This window comes from Escherichia sp. WS33 (genome assembly GCF_046486385.1).
Lineage (GTDB): Bacteria > Pseudomonadota > Gammaproteobacteria > Enterobacterales > Enterobacteriaceae > ECMA0423.
The window spans coordinates 48762-63988 of record NZ_JBJQLJ010000014.1 but is presented as its reverse complement, the minus strand read 5'-3'; the positions used below and the strand labels follow the sequence as shown (position 1 = coordinate 63988).

General features: G+C 51.4%; 15 protein-coding genes. 9 read left to right on the top strand and 6 right to left on the bottom strand.

Going from position 1 to position 15227, the window contains the following annotated elements:
- The first annotated feature begins 80 nt into the window (after positions 1-80).
- A complete protein-coding gene (locus ACJHXA_RS13240; RefSeq protein WP_000679973.1) occupies positions 81-1034 on the top strand; it encodes a LysR family transcriptional regulator in 954 nt (317 codons plus the stop codon).
- Between the two features lie 40 nt (positions 1035-1074).
- Here ACJHXA_RS13240 and pgl read toward each other — a convergent pair whose 3' ends face one another.
- Entirely contained in the window at positions 1075-2070 is a 996-nt protein-coding gene (gene pgl, locus ACJHXA_RS13235; RefSeq protein ID WP_000815435.1) for a 6-phosphogluconolactonase, read from the bottom strand.
- A 154-nt stretch (positions 2071-2224) separates the two neighbouring features.
- Between pgl and ybhA the strand changes: the two genes are divergently transcribed.
- Entirely contained in the window at positions 2225-3043 is an 819-nt protein-coding gene (ybhA, locus tag ACJHXA_RS13230) for a bifunctional pyridoxal phosphate/fructose-1,6-bisphosphate phosphatase (RefSeq protein WP_000213425.1), read from the top strand.
- Here ybhA and modC read toward each other — a convergent pair whose 3' ends face one another.
- The 4 genes from modC to acrZ form a co-directional block, all read right to left on the bottom strand.
- Entirely contained in the window at positions 3044-4102 is a 1059-nt protein-coding gene (gene modC, locus ACJHXA_RS13225; RefSeq protein WP_000891683.1) for a molybdenum ABC transporter ATP-binding protein ModC, read from the bottom strand. It lies immediately after the preceding gene.
- A gap of 2 nt (positions 4103-4104) precedes the next feature.
- Positions 4105-4794 carry a molybdate ABC transporter permease subunit gene (gene modB / locus ACJHXA_RS13220; RefSeq protein WP_000604034.1) on the bottom strand — a complete coding sequence of 230 codons (690 nt, stop codon included), beginning with the start codon at positions 4792-4794 and terminating at the stop codon, positions 4105-4107.
- Positions 4794-5567: a molybdate ABC transporter substrate-binding protein gene (gene modA, locus ACJHXA_RS13215; RefSeq protein ID WP_000101990.1), complete on the bottom strand. Its 774-nt coding sequence runs from the start codon at positions 5565-5567 to the stop codon at positions 4794-4796. The genes modB and modA overlap by 1 nt, the downstream gene beginning before the upstream one ends.
- A gap of 166 nt (positions 5568-5733) precedes the next feature.
- Complete coding sequence (gene acrZ, locus ACJHXA_RS13210; RefSeq protein WP_000891515.1) at positions 5734-5883, bottom strand: multidrug efflux pump accessory protein AcrZ; 150 nt, start codon at positions 5881-5883, stop codon at positions 5734-5736.
- 128 nt (positions 5884-6011) lie between these two features.
- On the opposite strand from acrZ, the gene modE reads away from it, so the two are divergent.
- The 7 genes from modE to gpmA all read left to right on the top strand — a co-directional run bounded on the left by modE (position 6012) and on the right by gpmA (position 13816).
- Complete coding sequence (gene modE / locus ACJHXA_RS13205) at positions 6012-6800, top strand: molybdenum-dependent transcriptional regulator (protein ID WP_001147439.1); 789 nt, start codon at positions 6012-6014, stop codon at positions 6798-6800.
- A gap of 67 nt (positions 6801-6867) precedes the next feature.
- On the top strand, positions 6868-8340 hold the full coding sequence (gene modF, locus ACJHXA_RS13200; protein ID WP_000096881.1) for a molybdate ABC transporter ATP-binding protein ModF: 1473 nt from the start codon (positions 6868-6870) through the stop codon (positions 8338-8340).
- Positions 8341-8600: 260 nt separating this feature from the next.
- Positions 8601-9617, top strand: a complete 1017-nt coding sequence (gene galE, locus ACJHXA_RS13195) for a UDP-glucose 4-epimerase GalE (RefSeq protein WP_001265438.1) — start codon at positions 8601-8603, stop codon at positions 9615-9617.
- 9 nt (positions 9618-9626) lie between these two features.
- A complete protein-coding gene (gene galT / locus ACJHXA_RS13190; RefSeq protein WP_000191530.1) occupies positions 9627-10673 on the top strand; it encodes a galactose-1-phosphate uridylyltransferase in 1047 nt (348 codons plus the stop codon).
- Between the two features lie 3 nt (positions 10674-10676).
- Complete coding sequence (gene galK / locus ACJHXA_RS13185) at positions 10677-11825, top strand: galactokinase (RefSeq protein WP_000053415.1); 1149 nt, start codon at positions 10677-10679, stop codon at positions 11823-11825.
- A complete protein-coding gene (gene galM / locus ACJHXA_RS13180; protein ID WP_000931389.1) occupies positions 11819-12859 on the top strand; it encodes a galactose-1-epimerase in 1041 nt (346 codons plus the stop codon). The genes galK and galM overlap by 7 nt, the downstream gene beginning before the upstream one ends.
- Before the next feature lie 204 nt (positions 12860-13063).
- Positions 13064-13816, top strand: coding sequence for a 2,3-diphosphoglycerate-dependent phosphoglycerate mutase (gene gpmA / locus ACJHXA_RS13175; protein ID WP_001295305.1), 753 nt, complete (start codon positions 13064-13066; stop codon positions 13814-13816).
- Positions 13817-13973: 157 nt separating this feature from the next.
- Here the strand turns inward: gpmA and aroG are convergent, their stop codons facing one another.
- Positions 13974-15026 (bottom strand): 3-deoxy-7-phosphoheptulonate synthase AroG, encoded by a 1053-nt coding sequence (aroG, locus tag ACJHXA_RS13170; RefSeq protein WP_001109196.1) that lies wholly within the window; start codon positions 15024-15026, stop codon positions 13974-13976.
- Positions 15027-15227: the final 201 nt, after the last annotated feature.

Here is a 15227-nt window from a genome sequence, read left to right as displayed (position 1 = left end):
TAATTTAAGTTGGCTAAATGCAGTTAAAATTTTTAACGGCCAGCCACCCAAAATCGTCGCTTCCATTTTCCGGAGTAATAATGAAGCATGAATTATCAAGTATGAAGGCATTTGTCATACTGGCAGAGTCCAGTTCATTTAACAATGCCGCTAAATTACTCAATATTACGCAACCTGCATTAACGCGAAGAATAAAAAAGATGGAGGAAGATTTACATATTCAACTATTTGAGCGTACAACTCGCAAGGTTACGTTAACAAAAGCAGGGAAAAGGTTGCTCCCGGAGGCGCGGGAATTAATAAAGAAATTCGATGAAACGCTTTTTAATATTCGTGATATGAATGCTTATCATCGTGGTATGGTGACGTTAGCGTGTATTCCGACCGCAGTATTTTATTTTTTACCGCTGGCAATCGGTAAATTTAATGAGCTGTATCCCAATATTAAAGTGCGGATTCTGGAACAAGGCACGAATAATTGCATGGAATCGGTGCTGTGTAACGAATCAGACTTTGGCATAAACATGAACAACGTCACAAATTCATCCATTGATTTTACCCCACTGGTCAACGAGCCATTCGTGCTGGCCTGTCGGCGTGACCATCCATTGGCCAAAAAGCAGCTTGTAGAATGGCAGGAGTTAGTGGGTTACAAAATGATTGGCGTACGTTCCTCCAGCGGCAACCGATTGTTGATAGAACAACAGCTAGCCGACAAGCCCTGGAAGCTGGACTGGTTTTACGAAGTGCGTCATCTTTCGACGTCATTAGGACTAGTGGAGGCAGGACTGGGGATTTCGGCGCTTCCTGGTCTGGCAATGCCCCATGCGCCCTATTCTTCGATTATTGGTATCCCACTGGTGGAACCCGTTATACGTCGGACATTGGGGATTATTCGCCGCAAAGATGCCGTGCTTTCTCCGGCAGCTGAACGCTTTTTTGCCTTGCTGATTAATTTGTGGACTGACGATAAAGACAATTTGTGGACCAATATCGTCGAACGCCAGAGACATGCGTTACAGGAGATAAGTTAATACACCGGCGCAGGAGAGACTGCGCCGGTTAAATCAGCGGTTAGTGTGCGTTAACCACCACCCACATTGGTCCCTGCCCGACCGCATAACGGCCTTTTTCATGCAGTAGTCCCTGCTCGCCAACAATTTCGTATACCGAGATGTGGTGAGATTTTTGCCCGGCGGCAATCAGATACTTGCCGCTGTGATCAACATTGAAGCCGCGCGGCTGGGTTTCCGTTGGCTGGAAGCCTTCTTTACTCAACACGCTGCCATCTTCCGAAACGCTGAAAACGGTAATCAGGCTGGCGGTACGGTCGCAGGCGTATAAATGGCGACCATCCGGGGTGATATGAATATCAGCCGCCCAACGGGTGTCGGAGAAGTTTTCCGGCATCATATCCAGCGTCTGGACACATTCGATATTACCGTGCGGATCTTTCAGTTCCCAGACATCCACTGAGCTGTTTAACTCATTGACGCAATACGCATATTGTTCGTTTGGATGGAATACCATATGACGCGGGCCGGCCCCTTCAACGGTGGTCACTTCCGCAGGGTCCTGCGCCACGAGATGACCATCATCGCTGACCGTAAACAGGCAAATGCGATCCTGCTTTAATGCCGGAACCCACAGCGTACGGTTGTCCGGTGAGATATTGGCGGAATGGCAACCGTCCAGCCCCTCGACCACATCGACGACGCCCACTGGCAGGCCATCTTCCAGACGCGTTACGCTCACGTTACCCGCATTGTAAGAACCTACAAAGACAAACTGCCCCTGGTGATCGGTGGAAATATGCGTCGGACTACCCGGCAGCGCAGACTCTGCGGCAAAGGTCAGTGCGCCATCGTCCGGGGCAATACGATACGCCAGGACGCGAAACTCAGGGCGAACACCAACATAGAGATAACGTTTGTCCGGGCTGACCACCATCGGCTGCACCTGCCCCGGCACATCGACAACCTGTGTCAGCGTCAGTGCGCCTTCATGATTCAGGTTCCAGACGTGAATTTGCTGGCTCTCAGGGCTGGCGATATAAACTGTTTGCTTCATGAATGCTCCTTTGCATTTAGCAACTGACTGTAACAGCTAAAATTAGTCGCTTTTGGCGGTGAATGCTGAATTAAAACGCAGAATTTTGTCCGATAGTGGTATCGGTGTACCATTCGCGCAGACGAAAATTCTTAACCTTAATCTGGAATACGCCATGACCACACGCGTGATTGCTCTCGACTTAGACGGCACCTTATTGACCCCGAAAAAGACCCTGCTTCCTTCATCGATAGAAGCCCTGGCCCGCGCTCGCGAAGCAGGCTATCAATTAATCATCGTCACAGGTCGCCATCACGTCGCTATTCATCCTTTTTATCAGGCGCTGGCGCTGGATACACCTGCTATTTGCTGTAATGGCACCTATTTGTATGATTATCATGCAAAAACCGTGCTGGAAGCGGACCCAATGCCCGTTAATAAAGCCCTGCAACTCATTGAGATGCTGAATGAACACCACATTCACGGTCTGATGTATGTCGATGATGCAATGGTCTATGAGCACCCGACCGGGCATGTCATTCGCACGTCTAACTGGGCGCAAACCCTGCCGCCGGAACAGCGTCCGACTTTCACACAAGTCGCTTCTCTGGCTGAAACGGCGCAACAAGTTAACGCCGTATGGAAGTTCGCCCTGACGCACGATGACCTGCCGCAATTGCAGCATTTTGGTAAGCATGTCGAACATGAACTGGGACTGGAGTGTGAATGGTCCTGGCACGATCAGGTTGATATTGCACGCGGCGGCAACAGCAAAGGTAAACGTTTGACGAAATGGGTTGAGGCGCAAGGTTGGTCGATGGAAAACGTCGTGGCATTCGGCGATAACTTTAATGATATCAGTATGCTGGAAGCCGCTGGTACAGGCGTGGCGATGGGCAACGCCGATGACGCGGTAAAAGCGCGCGCCAACATTGTGATTGGTGATAACACCACCGACAGCATTGCCCAGTTCATTTATAGCCACCTGATTTAATCAGGCGGTTATCGACACACTTTTAATTTGCGCGTACAGCCACAGGCCAGGTTTGATCGCCAGTTCATCCCTGGCCCACGGGCTGATACGCGCCCACAGCGTTTTACCGCCGACTTCCAGCTCCACTTCCACCTGGCCGTTGTCGTCATAACTATTAACAACTTTTGCCCGCAATACGTTACGAATGCTGGTTTGCTGCGGCGGTTGTAAAACCAGAGAAACATCGGAAGCCTGAATGCGGATACGTAGCGCAGCTTGCAGCGGTTCGTCCAGCTTATTGACCCACAAATGCTGATCGCCCAGCGCCAGCGCAGTCATCGCGTAATGCGGATGATGCTCAAGTACCGTCACTTTCAGAATGCTACTTTGTTGCTCTTTCGGCAGCCACGGATTCATCACGCTACTACCCCAGACTTCTTCCAGCGCGCCAAAGGCTTTCACCTGACCGTTTTCCAGTACCATCACTCTGTCTGCCAGATGGAGGATCTCATCCAGCGAATGGCTGACATACAACATCGGAATGTTGATTTCCCGCGTCAGACGTTGCAGATAAGGCAACAGTTCGCGTTTACGCGGAATATCCAGTGACGCCAGCGGTTCATCCAGCAACAGCAATTCCGGAGCCGTCAGCAAAGCCCGACCAATCGCCACGCGCTGTTTTTCGCCTCCGGACAGGCTGCCCGGTAAACGGTCAAGCAACGGTTCAATGCCTAAAAGCGCCACCAGCTTATCGAACTGATCGACCATGCTTTTCGCCATGCCGTAGCGCAAATTGCCACGCACTTTGTAATGCGGGAACAGCCGTGCATCCTGAAAAACATAGCCAACGCGACGTTTTTCTGGCGTCAGGCAGATACCTTTTTCGGCATCATTTAGTACCCGACCATTGAGGACAATCCTCCCTTTTTGCGGGCGCGTCAGTCCACTGATGGCGTTAATCAGCGAAGTTTTTCCGGCACCGGAGACGCCAAAGATAGCAGTGATGCCATTGGCGGGCAGCGTTTCATTAATAGTCAGGCAATGGTTGCCCAAGGTCTGGGAAAAATTCAGTTCCAGCATGATTAGCGCCCCGCCCGTTCACGGCTGATTCTGGCCAGCCATTCTGAAATCAACAGGGAGATCATCGCCAGCGCAATAGAAATAATGCACAGTCTCGCTGCGCCACTTTCCCCGCCGGGGGTCTGAATCAGGGTATACATGGCAGAAGGAATGGTTCGCGTTTCACCAGGAATGTTCGACACAAAGGTGATGGTTGCGCCAAATTCACCGAGAGAACGAGCAAAAGCCAGTACCGTACCAACAATAATTCCCGGTAAGGTCAGCGGTAACGTGATAGTAAAGAAAACGCGCCAGCGCCCGGCCCCCAGTGTTCTTGCGGCCTGTTCCAGTTTGACATCAACCCCTTCCAGCGCCAGACGAATTGCCCGCACCATTAGCGGAAACGACATGACGGCGGCAGCGAGAACCGCGCCGCGCCAGCTAAAGGCGAAGGTAATACCAAACCAGTCATACAGACGTTCACCGATAAATCCGCGCCGTCCCATCGAAACTAATAATAAGTAACCGACGACCACGGGCGGTAACACCAGCGGTAGATGCAGTACGCTGTCGAGCAAAGCTTTGCCCGGAAACGTGCAACGCACCAGTAACCAGGCAAAAAAGATCCCAAACGGCAGGCTAAACAGCACAGCCAGGGAAGAAACTTTCAGGCTTAATAAAACTGCCTGCCATTCTGGATCGGTCAGTATCATTACTTGGTTGTAAATCCGTAACGTTTAAAGATTTCCGCAGCCTGCGGTCCCTTCAGATAATCATAAAATGCTTTCACTGTCGCATTGTTATGCCCTTCCACAACAGCAACCGGATATTCCACTTTTTTATGTGAATCTTCCGGGAAGGTGGCAACCACTTTTACCCCTTTGCTGGCAACTGCGTCAGAACCGTAAACAATGCCCAACGGCGCTTCATTGCGTTCGACCAACGCCAGCGCGCCACGAACATCTTCCGCCGGAGCCAGTTTCGGGGAGAGCGTATCCCATGCGCCCAGTTTTTGCAGTGCTTCTTTTGCATAAATGCCAGCAGGGACATGTTCCGGATCGCCAACCGCGAGGCGACCGCCATTCAGCAGCGAAGTCCAGTTAGTTTTGCTGTCGATGATGAAATCTTTCTGCTCGCTGGCTTTCGGTGCTACAACGACCAGGCTATTGCCGAGCAGTGTCTGACGCGTAGCTGTATCGATCGCTTTTTTATCAACTGCATAATCCATCCATTTCTGATCGGCAGAAATAAACAGATCCGCAGGCGCACCCGCTTCAATCTGACGGGCGAGAGTAGATGACGAAGCGAAAGAAGAAACCACATCCACGCCTTTCTCTTTTTTATACTGCGTAGCAATGTCCTGCATTGCGTTAGTCAGTGATGCGGCGGCGAACACCGTGATTTTCCCTTCATCTGCCAGTGCATTGCCAGCAACAGCGAAAGAGAGTGCCGCCCCGGCAAACAAGTTCAACCATTTACGAGCCATTGGTAACCCCTTAATGTAACGTTATGTAGGCGACAATATAACGACTAACTCGGAATTTTCCCAGCAGTTATTACTAACCTTTGTGAGGTAGATAAGAAAAAATATCGGCAGGAAAAGCAGGAAGTTGAGAAAAAGAAAATGCCCGACTAAGCGGGCATTCAGGGAATCAATGATTTTGTCCGGGCTGGTCTTTTTTACCAACACCAGAAAAGATGTTGAATACTTCACCAAGACCGTAAATCAGACCCAGGATGATGGCCATCACGACAGGTACCATGATTACGGCGAATACCAGACTTTTTAATAACTCTAACATGGTCAACTCCAGATATAGTCATGAGACTATTCTAACCGCTAAGCACAGAAAAGCACTCCCCTTTTGTGCGGTCAGCTTTGCGTGGCGTTCGTTTTCCGTCACAATAAGACTTTTGCCAGGACATTGTTATGCAGGCCGAAATCCTTCTCACCCTTAAGCTCCAACAAAAATTATTCGCCGACCCGCGCCGCATTTCGCTACTAAAACACATTGCGCTTTCCGGTTCCATTAGCCAGGGAGCGAAAGATGCCGGTATCAGCTATAAAAGCGCCTGGGATGCCATTAACGAGATGAATCAGTTAAGTGAGCATATTCTGGTCGAGCGCGCAACAGGCGGTAAAGGTGGCGGCGGCGCAGTACTGACCCGCTATGGTCAGCGACTGATTCAGCTCTATGACTTACTGGCGCAAATCCAGCAAAAAGCCTTTGATGTGTTAAGTGACGATGACGCCCTGCCGCTGAACAGCCTGCTGGCCGCGATCTCACGTTTTTCACTGCAAACCAGCGCCCGTAACCAGTGGTTCGGCACCATCACCGCCCGCGATCATGATGACGTTCAACAGCATGTTGATGTCTTACTGGCTGACGGAAAAACACGCCTGAAAGTCGCAATTACCGCACAAAGCGGCGCACGTCTGGGGCTGGATGAAGGCAAAGAAGTGTTGATATTGCTAAAAGCGCCGTGGGTAGGCATTACTCAGGACGAAGCGGTCGCACAAAACGCCGACAACCAATTACCGGGTATTATTAGTCATATTGAGCGCGGCGCAGAGCAGTGCGAAGTATTAATGGCGCTACCCGACGGGCAAACACTGTGCGCCACAGTGCCGGTTAATGAAGCGACTTCTCTTCAGCAAGGACAGAATGTCACGGCCTACTTTAATGCCGACAGCGTGATTATCGCCACGCTATGCTAAGCGTGTTGACAATTTGTTATGAAACACGTATCCCTGTCAGTAATCGCTGCACAAAATGGGATATAAAATGTCATCGTTGCAAATTTTGCAAGGCACGTTTCGTCTTAGCGACACAAAAACGCTGCAATTGCCTCAGCTAACGTTAAACGCGGGTGATAGTTGGGCGTTTGTCGGTTCGAATGGAAGTGGAAAGTCGGCGCTGGCCCGTGCGCTGGCGGGGGAACTTCCGCTTTTGAAAGGTGAACGGCAAAGCCAGTTTTCCCACATCACTCGTCTCTCCTTCGAGCAATTGCAAAAGCTCGTCAGCGACGAATGGCAGCGGAATAACACCGATATGCTCGGCCCTGGCGAAGATGACACCGGACGCACTACGGCTGAGATCATTCAGGATGAAGTTAAGGATGCACCGCGTTGCATGCAACTGGCGCAGCAGTTCGGTATTACCGCCCTCCTCGACCGACGCTTTAAATACCTTTCCACTGGCGAGACGCGAAAAACCCTGCTGTGTCAGGCGCTGATGTCGGAGCCTGACTTGTTGATTCTTGATGAGCCGTTCGATGGCCTGGATGTTGCCTCACGTCAGCAGCTGGCTGAGCGACTCGCCTCGTTACATCAGTCCGGTATTACTCTGGTACTGGTGCTCAATCGCTTCGATGAGATCCCGGAATTTGTCCAGTTTGCTGGCGTGCTGGCGGATTGTACGTTAGCGGAAACGGGCGCTAAAGAGGAACTGCTCCAGCAAGCACTCGTCGCGCAACTGGCGCATAGCGAACAGCTTGAAGGTGTGCAACTGCCGGAGCCGGATGAACCTTCAGCACGTCACGCCTTACCCACCAACGAACCGCGCATTGTGCTGAATAATGGCGTGGTTTCTTATAACGATCGCCCCATTCTTAATAACCTTAGCTGGCAGGTGAATCCTGGCGAGCACTGGCAAATTGTCGGGCCAAATGGTGCGGGAAAATCGACGTTATTAAGCCTGATTACTGGCGATCATCCGCAAGGTTACAGCAACGATTTGACGCTTTTCGGCCGACGTCGCGGCAGCGGCGAAACCATCTGGGATATCAAAAAGCATATCGGTTACGTCAGCAGTAGTTTGCATCTGGATTACCGGGTCAGCACTACCGTGCGTAATGTGATTCTTTCTGGCTATTTTGATTCGATTGGCATTTATCAGGCCGTTTCGGATCGCCAGCAAAAACTGGTGCAGCAGTGGCTGGATATTCTCGGCATTGATAAACGTACGGCTGACGCTCCGTTCCATAGTCTTTCCTGGGGACAGCAGCGTCTGGCGCTGATCGTCCGCGCACTGGTGAAACATCCGACGTTGCTTATTCTCGATGAACCACTACAGGGGCTTGATCCGCTCAATCGCCAGCTTATCCGCCGTTTTGTTGATGTGCTGATTAGCGAAGGTGAAACGCAATTGTTGTTTGTTTCGCACCACGCTGAAGATGCGCCTGCCTGTATTACCCATCGCCTTGAGTTCGTGCCGGACGGTGGACTCTATCGCTATGTGCTGACAAAAATATATTGAGTCGGTAGTGCTGACCTTGCCGGAGGCGGCCTAAGCGCCCTCTCCGGCCAACGGTTCGACGCATGCAGGCATGAAACCGCTTCTTTTTTCAGATAAAAAGCGCAATCATTCATAAACCCTCTGTTTTATAATCACTTAATCGCGCATAAAAAACGGCTAAATTCTTGTGTAAACGATTCCACTAATTTATTCCATGTCACACTTTTCGCATCTTTGTTATGCTATGGTTATTTCATACCATAAGCCTAATGGAGCGAATTATGAGAGTTCTGGTTACCGGTGGTAGCGGTTACATTGGAAGTCATACCTGTGTGCAATTACTGCAAAACGGTCATGATGTCATCATTCTTGATAACCTCTGTAACAGTAAGCGCAGCGTACTGCCTGTTATCGAGCGTTTAGGCGGCAAACATCCAACGTTTGTTGAAGGCGATATTCGTAACGAAGCGTTGATGACCGAGATACTGCACGATCACGCTATCGACACCGTGATCCACTTCGCCGGGCTGAAAGCCGTCGGCGAATCGGTACAAAAACCGCTGGAATATTACGACAACAATGTCAACGGCACTCTGCGCCTGATTAGCGCCATGCGCGCCGCTAACGTCAAAAACTTTATTTTTAGCTCCTCCGCCACCGTTTATGGCGATCAGCCCAAAATTCCATACGTTGAAAGCTTCCCGACCGGCACACCACAAAGCCCTTACGGCAAAAGCAAGCTGATGGTGGAACAGATCCTCACCGATCTGCAAAAAGCCCAGCCGGACTGGAGCATTGCCCTGCTGCGCTACTTCAACCCGGTTGGCGCGCATCCGTCGGGCGATATGGGCGAAGATCCGCAAGGCATTCCGAATAACCTGATGCCATACATCGCCCAGGTTGCTGTAGGCCGTCGCGACTCGCTGGCGATTTTTGGTAACGATTATCCGACCGAAGATGGTACTGGCGTACGCGATTACATCCACGTAATGGATCTGGCGGACGGTCACGTCGTGGCGATGGAAAAACTGGCGAACAAGCCAGGCGTACACATCTACAACCTCGGCGCTGGCGTAGGCAACAGCGTGCTGGACGTGGTTAATGCCTTCAGCAAAGCCTGCGGCAAACCGGTTAATTATCATTTTGCACCGCGTCGCGAGGGCGACCTTCCGGCCTACTGGGCGGACGCCAGCAAAGCCGACCGTGAACTGAACTGGCGCGTAACGCGCACACTCGATGAAATGGCGCAGGACACCTGGCACTGGCAGTCACGCCATCCACAGGGATATCCCGATTAAGGAACGACCATGACGCAATTTAATCCCGTTGATCATCCACATCGCCGCTACAACCCGCTCACCGGGCAATGGATTCTGGTTTCACCGCACCGCGCTAAGCGCCCCTGGCAGGGGGCGCAGGAAACGCCAGCCAAACAGGTGTTACCTGCGCACGATCCAGATTGCTTCCTCTGCGCAGGTAATGTGCGGGTGACAGGCGATAAAAACCCCGATTACACCAGGACTTACGTTTTCACTAATGACTTTGCGGCCTTGATGTCTGACACGCCAGATGCGCCAGAAAGCAACGATCCTTTGATGCGTTGCCAGAGCGCGCGCGGTACCAGCCGGGTGATCTGCTTTTCACCGGATCACAGTAAAACGTTGCCAGAACTGAGCGTTGCGGCATTGACGGAAATCGTCAAAACCTGGCAGGAGCAAACCGCAGAGCTGGGAAAAACGTACCCGTGGGTGCAGGTCTTTGAAAACAAAGGTGCGGCGATGGGCTGCTCTAACCCGCATCCGCACGGACAGATTTGGGCAAATAGCTTCCTGCCTAACGAAGCTGAGCGCGAAGACCGCCTGCAAAAAGAATATTTTGCCGAACAGAAATCACCAATGCTGGTGGATTATGTTCAGCGCGAGCTGGCAGACGGTAGCCGTACCGTTGTCGAAACCGAACACTGGTTAGCCGTTGTGCCTTACTGGGCTGCCTGGCCGTTCGAAACGCTACTGCTGCCCAAAGCCCACGTTTTGCGGATCACCGATTTGACCGACGCCCAGCGCAGCGATTTGGCGCTGGCGTTGAAAAAGCTGACCAGTCGTTATGACAACCTCTTCCAGTGTTCCTTCCCCTACTCTATGGGCTGGCACGGCGCACCATTTAATGGCGAAGAGAATCAACACTGGCAGCTGCACGCGCACTTTTATCCGCCTCTGTTGCGCTCCGCCACCGTACGTAAATTTATGGTTGGTTATGAAATGCTGGCAGAGACCCAGCGAGACCTGACCGCAGAACAGGCAGCAGAGCGTTTGCGCGCAGTCAGCGATATCCATTTTCGCGAATTCGGAGTGTAAGAAATGAGTCTGAAAGAAAAAACACAATCTCTGTTTGCCAACGCATTTGGCTACCCTGCCACTCACACCATTCAGGCGCCTGGCCGCGTGAATTTGATTGGTGAACACACCGACTACAACGACGGTTTCGTTCTGCCCTGCGCGATTGATTATCAAACCGTGATCAGTTGTGCACCACGCGATGACCGTAAAGTTCGCGTGATGGCAGCCGATTATGAAAATCAGCTCGACGAGTTTTCCCTCGATGCGCCCATTGTCGCACATGAAAACTATCAATGGGCTAACTACGTTCGTGGCGTGGTGAAACATCTGCAACTGCGTAACAACAGCTTCGGCGGCGTGGACATGGTGATCAGCGGCAATGTGCCGCAGGGTGCCGGGTTAAGTTCTTCCGCTTCACTGGAAGTCGCGGTCGGAACCGTATTGCAGCAGCTTTATCATCTGCCGCTGGACGGCGCACAAATCGCGCTTAACGGTCAGGAAGCAGAAAACCAGTTTGTTGGCTGTAACTGCGGGATCATGGATCAGCTAATTTCCGCACTCGGCAAGAAAGATCATGCCTTGCTGATTGACTGCCGCTCACTGGGGACTAAAGCAGTTTCCATGCCGAAAGGTGTGGCTGTCGTCATCATCAACAGTAACTTCAAACGTACCCTGGTTGGCAGCGAATACAACACCCGTCGTGAACAGTGCGAAACCGGTGCGCGTTTCTTCCAGCAGCCAGCTCTGCGCGATGTCACCATTGAAGAGTTCAACGCTGTTGCACATGAGCTGGACCCAATCGTGGCGAAACGCGTGCGTCATATCCTGACTGAAAACGCCCGCACCGTTGAAGCTGCCAGCGCGCTGGAGCAAGGCGACCTGAAACGTATGGGCGAGTTGATGGCGGAATCTCATGCCTCTATGCGCGATGATTTCGAAATCACCGTGCCGCAAATTGACACTCTGGTAGAAATCGTCAAAGCTGTGATTGGCGACAAAGGTGGCGTACGCATGACCGGCGGCGGATTTGGCGGCTGTATCGTCGCGCTGATCCCGGAAGAGCTGGTGCCTGCCGTACAGCAAGCTGTCGCTGAACAATATGAAGCAAAAACAGGTATTAAAGAGACTTTTTACGTTTGTAAACCATCACAAGGAGCAGGACAGTGCTGAACGAAACTCCCGCACTGGCACCCGATGGTCAGCCGTACCGACTGTTAACTTTGCGTAACAACGCAGGGATGGTAGTCACGCTGATGGACTGGGGTGCGACTTTACTTTCCGCCCGTATTCCGCTTTCCGATGGCAGCGTCCGCGAGGCGCTGCTCGGCTGTGCCAGCCCGGAATGCTATCAGGATCAGGCTGCGTTTCTGGGGGCCTCTATTGGTCGTTATGCCAACCGCATCGCCAATAGCCGTTATACCTTTGACGGTGAAACCGTGACGCTTTCGCCAAGTCAGGGCGTTAACCAGCTGCACGGCGGCCCGGAAGGGTTCGACAAACGTCGCTGGCAGATTGTGAACCAGAACGATCGTCAGGTGCTGTTTGCCCTGAGTTCAGATGATGGCGATCAGGGCTTCCCGGGTAATCTCGGCGCGACGGTGCAATATCGTCTGACCGACGATAACCGTATCTCTATTACTTATCGCGCCACAGTTGATAAACCTTGCCCGGTGAATATGACTAATCACGTCTATTTCAATCTTGACGGCGAGCAGTCTGACGTGCGCAATCACAAGTTGCAGATTCTGGCGGACGAATATCTGCCGGTTGATGAAGGCGGCATTCCGCACGACGGTCTGAAATCTGTCGCCGGAACGTCTTTTGATTTCCGTAGCGCCAAAATCATCGCCAGTGAGTTTCTTGCCGACGACGATCAGCGCAAAGTGAAAGGTTACGATCACGCATTCTTGTTACAGGCCAAAGGCGATGGCAAGAAAGTGGCGGCGCATGTCTGGTCAGCAGATGAAAAATTGCAGCTGAAGGTCTACACCACCGCTCCGGCTCTGCAATTCTACTCCGGCAACTTCCTCGGCGGCACGCCATCAAGAGGAACTGAACCTTACGCCGACTGGCAAGGCCTGGCACTGGAAAGCGAGTTTCTGCCGGACAGCCCAAACCACCCTGAATGGCCGCAACCGGACTGCTTCCTGCGTCCTGGCGAAGAGTATTCCAGCCTGACGGAATATCAGTTTATTGCTGAGTAGCACCTGAAGCCCTCGTAATGAGGGCTTTATCCTTATATTGCTCAAATCACCAGCAAACACCGACATATTTGCAACTCAATATTCACAACAACCTTACACTGCGACACTATTTTCGCTATGGTTATGCGTAAGCATTGCTGTTGCTTCGTCACGGCAATATAATGAGAATTATTATCATTAAAAAATGATTTGAGGAGTAAGTATATGGCTGTAACTAAGCTGGTTCTGGTTCGTCATGGCGAAAGTCAGTGGAACAAAGAAAACCGTTTCACCGGTTGGTACGACGTGGATCTGTCTGAGAAAGGCGTAAGCGAAGCAAAAGCAGCAGGTAAGCTGCTGAAAGAGGAAGGTTACAGCTTTGACTTTGCTTACACCTCTGTGCTGAAACGCGCTATCCATACCCTGTGGAATGTGCTGGACGAACTGGATCAGGCATGGCTGCCCGTTGAGAAATCCTGGAAACTGAACGAACGTCACTACGGTGCGTTGCAGGGTCTGAACAAAGCGGAAACTGCTGAAAAGTATGGCGACGAGCAGGTGAAACAGTGGCGTCGTGGTTTTGCAGTGACTCCGCCGGAACTGACTAAAGATGATGAGCGTTATCCGGGTCACGATCCGCGTTACGCGAAACTGAGCGAAAAAGAACTGCCGCTGACGGAAAGCCTGGCGCTGACCATTGACCGCGTGATCCCTTACTGGAATGAAACCATTCTGCCGCGTATGAAGAGCGGTGAGCGCGTGATCATCGCTGCACACGGTAACTCTTTACGTGCGCTGGTGAAATATCTTGATAACATGAGCGAAGAAGAGATTCTTGAGCTTAATATCCCGACTGGCGTGCCGCTGGTGTATGAGTTCGACGAGAATTTCAAACCGCTGAAACGCTATTATCTGGGTAATGCTGACGAGATCGCAGCGAAAGCAGCGGCGGTTGCAAACCAGGGTAAAGCGAAGTAAACGTCATTCGTTTAAAATGAGAAAGCCGACTGCAAGTGAGTCGGCTTTTTTGTTGCTAACAATGGAGCACATTGCCTGATGCGACGCTGCGCGACTTATCAGGCCTGTGGTGATTCATCGGATACGCCACTCTGACGGCGCATCCGACAATTAAACCTTACCCGCGACGCGCTTTTACTGCATTCGCCAGTTGACGTAACAGAGCATCGGTATCTTCCCAGCCGATGCAGGCATCGGTGATGCTCTTACCGTAGGCCAGCGGCTCCCCGCTCTCGAGGCTCTGATTGCCTTCCACCAGATGGCTTTCCACCATCACGCCAATAATGGCCTTTTCGCCACCGGCAATCTGCTGGCAAACGTCAGCACAAACATCCATCTGCTTTTTGAATTGTTTGGACGAGTTAGCATGGCTGAAATCGATCATCACCTGTGCTGGCAGGCCTGCTTTGTTCAGCCCTTCTTTCACTTCAGCAACGTGCTTCGCGCTGTAGTTAGGCTCTTTACCGCCGCGCAGAATGATATGGCAATCGCCGTTACCGCTGGTATTCACAATCGCCGAATGCCCCCATTTCGTTACGGACAGGAAGCAGTGCGGCGCACCGGCGGCATTAATGGCATCGATAGCCACTTTAATCGTACCGTCGGTGCCATTTTTGAAGCCGACCGGACAAGAAAGCCCTGATGCCAGTTCGCGGTGCACCTGCGATTCGGTGGTACGTGCGCCAATTGCGCCCCAGCTCATCAGGTCAGCGAGATATTGTGGGGTGATCATATCGAGAAACTCACCTGCCGCTGGCAGACCGCTGTCGTTAATATCAAGCAGCAATTTACGGGCTATACGCAGACCGTCGTTGATCTGGAAGCTATTATCCATATGCGGATCGTTAATCAGCCCTTTCCAGCCCACCGTGGTACGCGGCTTTTCAAAATAGACGCGCATTACGATTTCCAGCTCATCTTTCAGCTCTTCACGCAGCGCCAGCAAGCGAGTGGCATACTCTTTTGCCGCGACAGGATCATGAATTGAGCATGGGCCAATCACAACCAACAGGCGATCATCATTACCTTTCAGGATCTTATGGATCGCTTTTCGGGCATGGGCAACCGTATTCGCGGCATTTTCAGTAGCGGGGAATTTTTCCAGCAATGCGACAGGAGGAAGTAACTCTTTGATTTCTTTGATGCGTAAATCGTCGTTCTGATAATTCATGTCTGTTCCAGTGTTGCCATACTTATCTTAGTGAATGCAATACTTCCAATCTATATCTTCCGTCAGAATGTGTAAACGGGGTTTTACACTATGAACGGATTAATCCTGGAATTAGCAAGAAAAACGCCAGATTGTCGCGAAAAACGAGATCTCTCCTACAATTTCTAACTGTAACTCCTTTGTTTGTTAATTATTTCAAGA

What these genes read in the sequence shown, in the direction of transcription:
- ACJHXA_RS13240 (WP_000679973.1), top strand. Translation starts at nt 81, where the DNA reads ATGAAGCATGAATTATCAAGTATGAAGGCATTTGTCATACTGGCAGAG.
- pgl (WP_000815435.1), bottom strand. Translation starts at nt 2,070, where the DNA reads ATGAAGCAAACAGTTTATATCGCCAGCCCTGAGAGCCAGCAAATTCAC.
- ybhA (WP_000213425.1), top strand. Translation starts at nt 2,225, where the DNA reads ATGACCACACGCGTGATTGCTCTCGACTTAGACGGCACCTTATTGACC.
- modC (WP_000891683.1), bottom strand. Translation starts at nt 4,102, where the DNA reads ATGCTGGAACTGAATTTTTCCCAGACCTTGGGCAACCATTGCCTGACT.
- modB (WP_000604034.1), bottom strand. Translation starts at nt 4,794, where the DNA reads ATGATACTGACCGATCCAGAATGGCAGGCAGTTTTATTAAGCCTGAAA.
- modA (WP_000101990.1), bottom strand. Translation starts at nt 5,567, where the DNA reads ATGGCTCGTAAATGGTTGAACTTGTTTGCCGGGGCGGCACTCTCTTTC.
- acrZ (WP_000891515.1), bottom strand. Translation starts at nt 5,883, where the DNA reads ATGTTAGAGTTATTAAAAAGTCTGGTATTCGCCGTAATCATGGTACCT.
- modE (WP_001147439.1), top strand. Translation starts at nt 6,012, where the DNA reads ATGCAGGCCGAAATCCTTCTCACCCTTAAGCTCCAACAAAAATTATTC.
- modF (WP_000096881.1), top strand. Translation starts at nt 6,868, where the DNA reads ATGTCATCGTTGCAAATTTTGCAAGGCACGTTTCGTCTTAGCGACACA.
- galE (WP_001265438.1), top strand. Translation starts at nt 8,601, where the DNA reads ATGAGAGTTCTGGTTACCGGTGGTAGCGGTTACATTGGAAGTCATACC.
- galT (WP_000191530.1), top strand. Translation starts at nt 9,627, where the DNA reads ATGACGCAATTTAATCCCGTTGATCATCCACATCGCCGCTACAACCCG.
- galK (WP_000053415.1), top strand. Translation starts at nt 10,677, where the DNA reads ATGAGTCTGAAAGAAAAAACACAATCTCTGTTTGCCAACGCATTTGGC.
- gpmA (WP_001295305.1), top strand. Translation starts at nt 13,064, where the DNA reads ATGGCTGTAACTAAGCTGGTTCTGGTTCGTCATGGCGAAAGTCAGTGG.
- aroG (WP_001109196.1), bottom strand. Translation starts at nt 15,026, where the DNA reads ATGAATTATCAGAACGACGATTTACGCATCAAAGAAATCAAAGAGTTA.